This is a genomic window from Bradyrhizobium sp. 62, assembly GCF_023073035.1.
Lineage (GTDB): Bacteria > Pseudomonadota > Alphaproteobacteria > Rhizobiales > Xanthobacteraceae > Bradyrhizobium.
On the sequence record NZ_JADPIT010000015.1, the window covers coordinates 1,582,206 to 1,590,062 of the forward strand.

Below are 7,857 nucleotides of genomic sequence, written 5' to 3' on the forward strand. Positions count from 1 at the left end.
GCGTCCGCAACATCGCTACGGCAGCCCGCGCGCCTCGAGCTGATGCACCAGCAGCAGCGTCGGCTCGGCGAGGCTGTCGCCGGAGCCGTCGAGGCCGAAGGCGCTCGCGATGCCGTCGCGGCTGCGCAGCAGCGCGCTACGCGGACAATGGCCGGCGCCGCAGAGCGTCTTCTTCAGGATTTCGCCCTGCGCCGTGATGCCGGCGGAATCATCCGCGGCCCAGGCCAGCACGATCGGGACGTCGACATTGAGGATGCCGGGAAAGACCGAGCGCTTGTTGTACTGGCTGGCGTCGCTGCCGAGATAAGCCTTCTCGCTATCGCTCGCGTCCTTGCCGGCGCGGTAGACCCCGGACACCAGCACGACCGCCGCGACATCGGCGCGGTCGGTCTGGAGTTCGGGATGGGCCAGCAGGGTGGCGACATGGAAGGCGCCGGCGCCGTAGCCGACCGCGACGATCTCGCGGGCATCGCCGTTGAACAGGTCGATATTGCCGTGGACCCAGGACAGCGCCGCCGCCACGTCGGTCGCACCCGCCGGCCACGTCGCCGAGGGCGCCAGCCGGTAGTTGACGCGCACGCCGATCATGTCGTTGCGGGCGGCAAAGCACATGGCCTGGTCCTGGATCTGGCGCGACAGCTCCGGCGCGGCGCGGTCGCCGGTGAAGGTGTCGCCGGTCACGAACAGCAGCACCGGCCGCGGCGTGTCCGCCTTGGTCGTGGCGGTGGCGACATCGAGCACATTGGCTTCGCTCTCGCCGTAGCGCAGGCCGCGCGAGAAGGTGACCTGCTCGCACAGCCGCGCGGTGCCGCCCGCGGTGGTGTCGTTGTCGGTGAGGCCGACCCGGACGAGATCGGACGGCGGGGCCGACCGCATCGGAAGCGGACCGTGTGCGGAGGCTGCCGTCACGCCCAGAATCAGAAAAGATGCGAGAAAATTCTTCATGTCGGTGTTGGCCCTGCGTGCCCGATATGGGCTCGCGCGTTTGGCCCGTCTTTTCAATTCGCCTTATTAGTTAGTTGGTCATGAGGCGATTTCACGGCACCCATGGTTCTCTCGGCACGTCCTCCACGCGTGGTTCAATTCCCCGGCTGGAACGTGCAATCCGCGCCGCTGCCGTCCTTCCGGCGGATGGCGTTGGGGTCGATCGTGCAACTCAGCTTGGTCAGGCTCTCGAAATTCGATCCTGCGGCGCCGTCGGGCGGAATGCCGGCCAGGGCCTCGGTGGCGAAGATCTCGCCGGCCGTGGAGCCGTTCACCGTCCTGGTCTTCTTGCCGAAGGTGACCTCGCAGTTCCGGATGGTGATGTCCACATTACCGGCGCGACAAACGATTCGATCGGCGGTCACCACGATCGGCTTCTTGTAGGGAATGTCGCTGTTGGCGGCGAACAGCATCGCCATCGCCTTCTTCTCGGCGCCGGACAGCACCGACGACAGCGGCGCGATCACCCCCGCGAGTGCCAGCGCCGTCGAGCCCGAGACTTTTGCGGGTGCCGCGTCGGATGCATCGGCGACGCCGGAGGCGGTTCCGACAACGAGGGCGCAGGCGAGGATCAATCGACCGGCTTTCATCTTGCCTCCCTGGACCTGCCATCGCGGCTTCCCTTCCGGGCGGCGCGTGGAACCAGTTTAGCATGTAAACGCGAATTGGAAGGCAAGTTCGCCGGGCCTTGCGCCTTTGCGCGGTGCGGCTGTTTTGCCCCGAGGTGTCAAACGGTTACGCCGCGGGGCCGAGCCTCGCGCCGACACGGCCGTTCTACTGTGCATGGGGTTGTTTTCGCGTTTTTTTTGTTTGACCGGCCGGCCAAGCCTGCTTCATCGTCCGGAAGGTGATGGAATAGCGGCGCGCCTCGACCGGCGGGATGCTGTGCTCCCATTGCGACCGCGCCTCGCCGTCCATCATGTAAAGCGAGCGCGGCAAGGCTTCGAGTGTGTGACGCTGCCATTTGTCGCCGTTACGACGGCGGAAGCGGAATTTGCAGGACGAGCCCAGCGACAGGCCGAGGATTTTGTCGAAATGCGGCTTGTCGCGATGCCAGCCGATGCCGACGCCGGCGTCGTATTCGGTGCAGAGCACCTGCCGCACGCTGCCGCCGGCGAGACCCGCCCATGCCTCGACCTGCCGCGCGACAGGAAGCACCCAGTCCGGGATCGGCTCGGCCTCGGCCAGCCGCTGCTCTGTGTAGTCATAGCGATAGCCGAAGGACGCCACCCGGCGGTTGCCCTCGAAGGCGCCGAACTGGAAGCGCTGGAGCGGCAATGCTGCGATGCGGCCGATGAGCGCCTGCTCGACGGCGGCCTCGACGAAGTCATCGGCATAGCGAAGGCCGGCAGGCCCTGCTTGCGGATCGGCGAACAAACCAAGCTGCGTCATTCCTCGCATTTCCGTGATGGAACCTAATGGTGGCTGATGCGACTTACATATGACGCGGAAATTAACGTGCGAGGCTGTCATGGCAGAGAAGCATACCGCCGATCCGACAGAGATCATGCGGGCGACCGGTCATCCTGAGCTGGAATACGCCGCCGGCTGGACCATCGCCGGTCTGGTCACCATCGGCACCATCGTCGCCGCCTGGGTGTTCGCGATCTAGCCCATTGGAAACTGGAGCTCGAACGCCGCGCCCTGATCGGTCGGCTTGAGCCTGATCGAGCCGCCATGGCTCGCCATCACCGCGCGCGCGATCGCGAGACCCATCCCGGTGCCGCCCTGGTCGCGGCGGGTGGTGAAGAACGCGTCGAAGATCCTGTCGCGGTTCGGCGCCGAGATCGGCTCGCCGTCATTGCTTACCGTCAGACGCAGGGTCGTGCGCTCGTCGATCGCCTCCAGGGTGATAGCCCCAGCCTTGTGCCGCATCGCATTGTCCGCGAGATGCGATAGCACGATCAGCGCCTTCTCGGCCGACATGCCGATCATCAGGTCGAGGCTGCCGCTGGCCTCGATTGAGCTCGCCGGAAAGCGGCTCCTGAGGTCGGCAATCACGGGCGCCAATTCCGTGCGCTCGTTTTGCGGCAGGCTTTCGGCACGCGCGAGTTCGCGCAGCCGCTGCGCCATCGCTTCCAGCCGCTTTGTGTCGGACAGGATGTTGGCGATGAACGTCTCCTGCTCGGCCGGCGTCAGGCTGCCCGCTTTGCCCTGAACCGAATCCTGCAACAGCTCGGCGGCGCCCTTGATCGAGGTCAGCGGCGATTTCAATTCGTGGGTGAGATGGGCCGAGAACGTCGCGATATAGTCCGAGCGCCGCGCCAGCTGTTCGGCCATGCCGAGGAAGCTGTGTGAGAGCTGCGCGAACTCGCGCGTACCGTAATGTCGGAGCGGCCTGAACGCCTCACGGTCGCCGCGGCCTATTCTGGTGGCGCGATCGATCAGTTCGCGCATCGGCAGCGTGATGGTGCGCGAGAATACGAGGCCGATCGCGATCGTGCCGAGAACCACGGCGAGCCCCGCCAGCACGAACTTGGCCCGCTCCTGATAGAGATGGTCGAAGATGTTGCTCGGCGTCCGCGTCGTGTAGATCACCCCCGCGACGCGGTTGTTGACGATGACAGGCATTGCCGAAAACACGTGGACGCCGAGGCCGCGGCTGAAGGAATAGATCGACGGCGGCGGCTTGTCGGGCACGCGGTTGCGCAAGGTGGCGCGGTATTGCCCATGCAGCGCGTCAGCGACCTCCTCGATGTGGGCGAGCGACTGCCCGACCTCCTGCCGCCCGGCGATCACCACGCCTTGGGGATCGAGGATGCGAAAGCCTGCCAGCGTCACCTTTTGGGTCTCGCGGATGATCGGCGTCAGCTTTGCGCCGATCTCGACATAGACGGGCTGCGGCGGCTGTGGAGCGGTTTGCGCCTCTGGCCGCCGCCGCAGCAGGTCGTTGGCGGTGAGGTCAAGCGCGGGACGGATCGGGGTGACCTGGTCGCCTGGATCAGGCAGCACGTTCGTCGGCACTTCGGCACCGAGCGTGAGGCCCCTATCGAGCCTTGCTGTGACTTCCTGCGCGTAGATCGTCGCGAGCACGCGGCTCTGCGCGATCAGCTCGGCCTGGGTCTGGCGGATCAGCTGGTTGTCGTAGAGACGGAAGAAGAACAGGCCGACCAGCGGCAGCACGCCGACGGTCGCCAGCACCGTGAAGATCACCAGGGTGAGCGACGGCCGCCATTTGTCCGGCGCCGCGCTCATGCCTCTTTCTCGCAGCGGCCGAGCTTGAAGCCCACGCCGTGGATGGTCTCGATGACATTGTCGCAGGCCAGCGCCGCGAGCTTGGCGCGGATGTTACGGATGTGGCTGTCGATGGTGCGGTCGGAGACCTGGATGTTGAGCTGGTAGGCGGCCCGCATCAGCTGCTCGCGATTGAACACCGAGGTCGGCCGGGTCAGGAACGCGCGCAAGATGCCGAACTCGATCGCGGTCAGCTTCAGCGGCGTGCCGGCGAACGACGCGACATGCTGCTCGGGATCGATCAACAGGCCGCCTTGCGCGAGTGCCGACGGCCCCGCCTTGGCCTCGCCATTGCGCGGGCCGAGACGGCGCAGGATGACGTTGACCCGCGCCACCAGCTCGCGCGGGCTGAAAGGCTTCGTCACATAATCGTCGCCGCCGATCTCGAGGCCGAGAATGCGGTCGATCTCCTCGTCGCGGGCCGACAGGAACAGGATCGGCACGTCGGAGCCTTTGCGCACCTCGCGGCAGACATCGAGGCCGTCGAATTCGGGCATGCCGATGTCGAGCACGATCAGGTCAGGCCGGTCGGCGGCAAAGCGGGTCAGCGCCTCCTTGCCGTCGCGCGCCTCGATTACGTCCATGCCGGCTTTCTTCAAGGCGACGCGGATGACCTCGCGGATGTGGCCCTCGTCGTCGACGATGAGAATGCGATGCGCCAAGAATCTCTCCGCTCAGCCTGCCGGCTGATTGCCGGGCTGGCTTTTGGCCCCAGCATCGAGCCGGCGCTGCAGCCGCCAGCTCCGAAAGCTCCAGGCCCGCCAGACCATGTTCAGCCGCTGAGCTTCTACAAGCCGATCGCGGCGCCGCGCAAGGCAGTCGTCGCCCTTGCGATGGGCTATTACCTTGTCGAGCGCGGGCAGCGCCTGCGGTCCGAGTGTGAGGAGGTAGTCGGTATCGATCATCATGCCCTTGCCCGACATTTCACTGCTGTGCGCCAGATTGTAGTCGGAAATGAACGCGTCGAAGTTCACCAGCGAGACAGTATAGAGCACGATCGCTAACGCGATCAGATTGGCGCCGACAAGCCACCGGTTGGTGTGGTCGAGCGCGATGCGGGCCACGATCAGGATCAGCCCGAGTGCCACCAGCCCCATCCAGATGAAAGCGGCGATGCGCCAATAGGTCAGCATGTACCTGTCGACGTAGAGGTCGAGGCGGAGGATGGAGGACGCGACCAGAAGTACATTCTGCCCGACCCAGAGATAGACCAGCAGCCGGATCACCTTTGATTTTTCGGCCGGTCCACCTGGGCGCATCGCCACCAGCACGAAGGCGGCGGCGAGCAGGGCGGTGGCGATCAGCGGGTAGGCGCCGCGATGGGCATAGGCCGCATAAGTCATGTTGGCCGGCAGCGCGACATGACCCCAGAGATAGATGCCGTCGAGAATGGACTGCGCCGCGAACAGCAGATTGAACAGGATCAGCGAGCGCAGGATGGTGGAGAGGCCCAGGAACTGAGCCGAGACTTGGGACGGCAGCGGCGGCGGCACGGAGCCATCGGCGACCGTCGTGGTGGCAATCGTCCTGCGCCGCCAGCGCACATGGATGAACGGCCAGACCAGCGCCAGCATCATAGTCCAGAACAGCACGCGCGGGACGCTGATATACTCGAAGATGAGCTTTGGATTGAGCAGAGACACCCACTGCTCGATCACCGGATTGGCCGCCGCGAACAGCGCGACGAAGACGGTGCTCATCACAGCAGGCATCAGCCAGAGTGCGATGCCCCGAGTGAACCCCGACATGTTGAAGATCTGAAGTGCATCGGGGAAGACCCTGAAGGGATTGATCAGGACAAAGTTTCGCAGCGCGCGGGTGCGGTCGGCGAGCCCGGTCGTCTCCGGATTGGTCGCGAGCAGGAGGGCGACGACCAGCGCTGCCACGAGGATTGGAAACGAGAGCGTGTTGAGCTCTTCCGCGGCCGGAACGAGACCAAGCGCAACGATCGCGCCGCCAATCGCAGCACGCCGATGATCCAGGGTCGCGTGGTTGGCGAGCAGCGAGGCGCAGGCGATCGCGATGGCCATGATCACCAGTGACAGCCCCAATCGCTGCCCGTAGAGCAGAAAGTCGGCGAGCGCGGCGAGCACCAATGCCAACGCGAGCTTTGCCGACAGCGCCGAAGGCCTGATCGGTTTGATTTCCGTCGTCGACGTCGTAGCCAGGCTCGTCATGTCCAAATGGCCTTTCGTGAATGGTGGCATCACGAAGTCTGAACGTCGTTTGTGCAGAAGGCGGGATCGTCGTCTGCACGGTTTCAGGAATCTTTTGCAGATTTCGTGCAGGCGCGGTTTTGGTCCTCGCGCGGCGCAAATCGCTTTGATAGGTGCATGCTTGATCACCTTGGGCGTGACGCATCATGCAGCTCCTCAATCGCATCGGCCTCATCCTGCTCTGGCTCGCCGCGCCTCTCGTCGCATTTGCGGCCGCTAACAAGAACGATCCCTATCTGCTCGTGCTGCGCGGCGCCGGAAACATCGCACTTGTCGTCACAAGCATCGTGATCGTCATCGTGCTGCTGCGCCTCGGGCGCTGGCATAGCATCGCCGGCAAGCTGCTCGTCATGCTCTGGTGCGTTCCGCCGCTCCTGATGTCGGCGGCGCACCTGAAATTCGAACTGCGCAAGCACGATGTTCTTGCCGCCAGTGCGGTCGAGGCGCGTCAGCTCGGACCTCACTTCATGGTCGGCTATTCCTCCTTCCCGGAAGTCGCGCGCCTGGCCGAGCAGGGCTTGATTGGAGGCATCTACGTCACTCGGCACAACATCCGCGGCCGGACCGTTGAGACGTTGCGCACCGAGATCGCGGCGCTCCAGGACAAGCGGCGCGCCGCCGGCCTGCCGCTGCTGGTGGTCGCCGCGGACCAGGAGGGCGGCATCGTCGGGCATCTTGCGCCGCCGTTGACGAAGCTGCCGGCACTGGCGACGCTTGCCGGGCTTGCTCCCGATGACCAGCAGGCCAAAGCGGTAGAGTTCGGCCGCATCCACGGTCGTGACCTCGCCGGGCTCGGCGTCAACCTCAATCTCGCACCGGTGCTCGATCTCAAGCCGCCGGTCCGGCGCAATCGCCTCGACTTCCACACCCTGATCGGTCAGCGCGCGATTGCGACCGATCCCGCCGTGGTCAGCGCGATCGGGAGCGCCTATGTACGCGGGCTGGAACAATCCGGCGTCGGCGCCACGCTCAAGCATTTTCCCGGCATCGGGCGCGTGCGCACCGACACGCATCATTTCAGCGCCAATCTTGATACGCCGGTGAAGGAGTTGGAAGCAACCGACTGGCTTCCGTTCCGCGAGGTGCTGTCGCATTCGCGCAGCGCGCTCATGGTCGGCCACGTCACGCTCACGGCCGTCGATCCCGATCGCGCCGCCTCGCATTCGAAGCGTGTCGTCGAGGAGATTATTCGCGACAAATGGGGCTATCAGGGCGTCGTCATGACCGACGATCTCGTGATGGGCGCGATCTACCAGCACGACGTCTGCCAGGCCGTTGTCGAGGCGATCAACGCGGGCGTCGATCTGCTGCTGGTCGCCTATGACGGCGCGCAATTCTACCGGATTTTTGCTTGCGCCTTGGATGGATCGCGGCGGGGCAAGCTCGATACGGCGATGCTGCGCGCGAGCGAGGCGCGGCTCGC

At 65.2% G+C, this 7,857-nt stretch carries 8 protein-coding genes; 2 read left to right on the forward strand and 6 right to left on the reverse strand.

Annotated elements, in window-relative coordinates:
* Window positions 1–15: 15 nt before the first annotated feature.
* The 3 genes from IVB47_RS18285 to IVB47_RS18295 form a co-directional block, all read right to left on the reverse strand.
* Window positions 16–945 (reverse strand): carboxylesterase family protein, encoded by a 930-nt coding sequence (locus IVB47_RS18285; RefSeq protein ID WP_247462985.1) that lies wholly within the window; start codon window positions 943–945, stop codon window positions 16–18.
* 134 nt (window positions 946–1,079) lie between these two features.
* Complete coding sequence (locus IVB47_RS18290) at window positions 1,080–1,574, reverse strand: hypothetical protein (protein WP_247404125.1); 495 nt, start codon at window positions 1,572–1,574, stop codon at window positions 1,080–1,082.
* A 184-nt stretch (window positions 1,575–1,758) separates the two neighbouring features.
* The gene (locus IVB47_RS18295; RefSeq protein ID WP_247462987.1) at window positions 1,759–2,376 is read right to left on the reverse strand and encodes an alpha-ketoglutarate-dependent dioxygenase AlkB; all 618 of its coding nucleotides are present in this window, start codon (window positions 2,374–2,376) and stop codon (window positions 1,759–1,761) included.
* Window positions 2,377–2,455: 79 nt separating this feature from the next.
* Here IVB47_RS18295 and IVB47_RS18300 point away from each other — a divergent pair, with 79 nt between their 5' ends.
* Complete coding sequence (locus IVB47_RS18300; protein WP_247462989.1) at window positions 2,456–2,596, forward strand: hypothetical protein; 141 nt, start codon at window positions 2,456–2,458, stop codon at window positions 2,594–2,596.
* Here IVB47_RS18300 and IVB47_RS18305 read toward each other — a convergent pair.
* From IVB47_RS18305 to IVB47_RS18315, 3 genes are read right to left on the reverse strand one after another with little or no spacing between them, the layout of a single operon-like run.
* Complete coding sequence (locus IVB47_RS18305) at window positions 2,593–4,179, reverse strand: ATP-binding protein (protein ID WP_247462991.1); 1,587 nt, start codon at window positions 4,177–4,179, stop codon at window positions 2,593–2,595. The two genes, IVB47_RS18300 and IVB47_RS18305, sit on opposite strands and share 4 nt — an antisense overlap.
* Window positions 4,176–4,880, reverse strand: coding sequence for a response regulator transcription factor (locus IVB47_RS18310; protein WP_247462993.1), 705 nt, complete (start codon window positions 4,878–4,880; stop codon window positions 4,176–4,178). The genes IVB47_RS18305 and IVB47_RS18310 overlap by 4 nt, the downstream gene beginning before the upstream one ends.
* A 12-nt stretch (window positions 4,881–4,892) precedes the next feature.
* A complete protein-coding gene (locus IVB47_RS18315; RefSeq protein ID WP_247462996.1) occupies window positions 4,893–6,395 on the reverse strand; it encodes a DUF4173 domain-containing protein in 1,503 nt (500 codons plus the stop codon).
* Between the two features lie 185 nt (window positions 6,396–6,580).
* Between IVB47_RS18315 and IVB47_RS18320 the strand changes: the two genes are divergently transcribed.
* A partial coding sequence (locus IVB47_RS18320; protein WP_247462997.1) for a glycoside hydrolase family 3 N-terminal domain-containing protein occupies window positions 6,581–7,857 on the forward strand: 1,277 nt, incomplete at its 3' end.